This is a genomic window from Priestia sp. P5_B4, from assembly GCF_056400385.1.
Map to the genome: position 1 here is coordinate 1 of NZ_JBFULJ010000605.1, position 2,355 is coordinate 2,355.

General features: G+C 37.9%; 2 protein-coding genes and 1 pseudogene. 2 read left to right on the top strand and 1 reads right to left on the bottom strand.

The annotated features are described in order from the left end of the window. Positions 1–475, top strand: a pseudogene (locus AC1DRF_RS23580) (transaldolase family protein); the annotation flags it as partial. A gap of 63 nt (positions 476–538) precedes the next feature. Here the strand turns inward: AC1DRF_RS23580 and AC1DRF_RS23585 are convergent. Next, positions 539–1,432 carry a sigma-70 family RNA polymerase sigma factor gene (locus tag AC1DRF_RS23585; RefSeq protein ID WP_427076311.1) on the bottom strand — a complete coding sequence of 298 codons (894 nt, stop codon included), beginning with the start codon at positions 1,430–1,432 and terminating at the stop codon, positions 539–541. Between the two features lie 300 nt (positions 1,433–1,732). Between AC1DRF_RS23585 and AC1DRF_RS23590 the strand changes: the two genes are divergently transcribed. Beyond that, positions 1,733–2,257, top strand: a complete 525-nt coding sequence (locus AC1DRF_RS23590; RefSeq protein WP_477741838.1) for a DinB family protein — start codon at positions 1,733–1,735, stop codon at positions 2,255–2,257. Positions 2,258–2,355 lie beyond the last annotated feature (98 nt).

Sequence of the window (2,355 nt, forward strand, 5' to 3'; positions counted from 1 at the left end):
TTCTGCTGAAGACATGATTTCTCAAGCTGAATAACTTATTAAAATTAACGAAGGATATAAAAACATTACGATTAAGCTGCCTATGACATTAGCTGGTTTGGAAGCGACGCGCTACCTTGCTAAAAAAGGCGTAAAAACAAATGTAACCCTGATCTTTACAGTAAACCAAGCGCTTTTAGCAGCTCGTGCTGGAGCGACGTATGTTTCTCCATTTTTAGGACGTCTTGATGATATTTCAGAAGACGGAGTACAGCTGGTATCTAAAATTGCTGAGTTATTCCGCGTTCAAAACATCGACTCTCAAATTATTGCGGCATCTGTAAGACATCCGGATCATGTAACGCGTGTAGCACTTGCAGGAGCTCATATTGCCACAATTCCATACGCTGTTATTGAGCAATTAGCAAAACATCCGTTAACTGACCAAGGAATGGAAAAATTTGCAGCAGATTGGGAAAAAGCAGTTAAAGCTTAACAAAAAGTCATATCAATAAAAAAAGCTTGGAGTAAGCATAGCTTATTCCAAGCTTTTTATCGTTTAACTAACTATTTTCTTTTTACGTAAACGCTCTAAGCGTCGCTGCACGCTATTTCTCGAACGCCCGAGCAGCTGTCCAATTTCTTGCTGATTGCGCTTTTCCTGATAAAACATACGCCACAATCTGGCATCTTCTTCTGCTGTCCACTTTTTATGCTCGTATTTAGGGCGCTTTACATAGTCTAGTTTTCTTTGTTCATTCACCCACGCTGGTTCTGGAATAAGCGTATTTTTAGGTATTTTAAAAAAGTTAAGGCACGATTTATTTTGTTCAGCCCACTTCCAAAAAGATTGAATGTCAATTCCCATAAATGTTCTGGTCTTGGCGATGATCATTTTGTACGATAGATTCTCTTTATGAATCCACTTGTAAATTGTATGAACATCTACTCCAAGGCAGGCTGCTAGTTCACACGCTGTAATATGTCCTACGTGTGCTTTGGCTCCATACACTTCTAAACGGTTCAGCCTCGATTCTAGCGCTTGCACACTTCGCTGTAATTTAGCTGATATGTGTGAAAGAGGTTTTACCCCGTAATACCTTAGCAAATATTCGTCTTCTTGTACTGTCCATCTTCGCATCGCCGTTTTTCGTGTTAGTCCCAGAACTTTTATGCGCGTAGCAATAGAAGAAGGACTCCTGCCTAAGGAATGTGCCATTTCACGGTTATTCATGATATCAATGTTCTCCTGCAAAAAAGCATCTTGTTCAAGCGTCCATTTTTTACGTAAAGCTGTATCCGAAGCACGAAGATTTAATCGAGTAAGTCGTTTATTAACCGATTCCTTGCTTCTATGTAAATACTTACCTATCTCTTGAAGCGTCATAGCGCCATAGTGTTGGATAAGAAATCTATCTTCTTCTTTTGTCCATCGTTTTTGATTTTTACTCACTGTTGTCTCACTCCAATTCACACGGAAAGCTCAAGATGAAAAGTTGCTAGCAATCTATTTTACGAATGAGCAGTGTCTATTCAGACTGATACTCACTGCGTTTTAGCCTATATATATTTTATCATATTTTTAGAGAAAAACCAAACGTATGTTCCTATTTTATTTTAGTCATCATAAAAGGAATTAGAAAAATAGTTGGTTCCTTTAATAGAAGCGAATTATGGTAAAATTGACTATAATCTCTAAAGGATTTACATAACTGACAGCTCAGTATCATTACGTTGAGAAAGGGGAATTGATATGAATTTTAATTTAAAAGAAGCGATTGAAATACTTGAGAATACGCCACAAACGCTTGAAAAACTTTTGTCTGGTCTATCTGCTGGGTGGCTGCAATGCAATGAAGGAGAAGGAACGTGGAATACCTCCGAAGTCATAGAACATTTAATAGAAGCAGAAAAAAACAATTGGATACCAAGGCTAGAATTTATCCTTCAAAAAGGAAAAGAGGGAGCTTTTCCTCCGTTTGACCGCTATGCCCATTTAAACAAGGAATCTGCTAATTCTATTGAAGAGAAGCTTCTTGAATTCAAAAAGGTAAGAATACAGAATTTACATCAACTCAAGCTGCTAGTTAAGCATGAAAAGCACCTTGAAGTGAGAGGAGAACACCCTGATTTTAGGGAAGTAAAAGTCAGAGAGCTGCTCTCGACTTGGGTTGCTCACGATTTAACGCATATTGCGCAAATTGTTCGAATAATGGCAGAACGATACAGAGAAGATGTAGGACCTTGGGAAGAATATTTAGGAATAMTAAAGAAATAGCAATGACACACAGTGGCCAGCCTTTATCATTCAAGCTTGAATTAAGAAATGTACACGATTACAATAAAATGAGAATAATGAAGATTCAGGAAAGATTG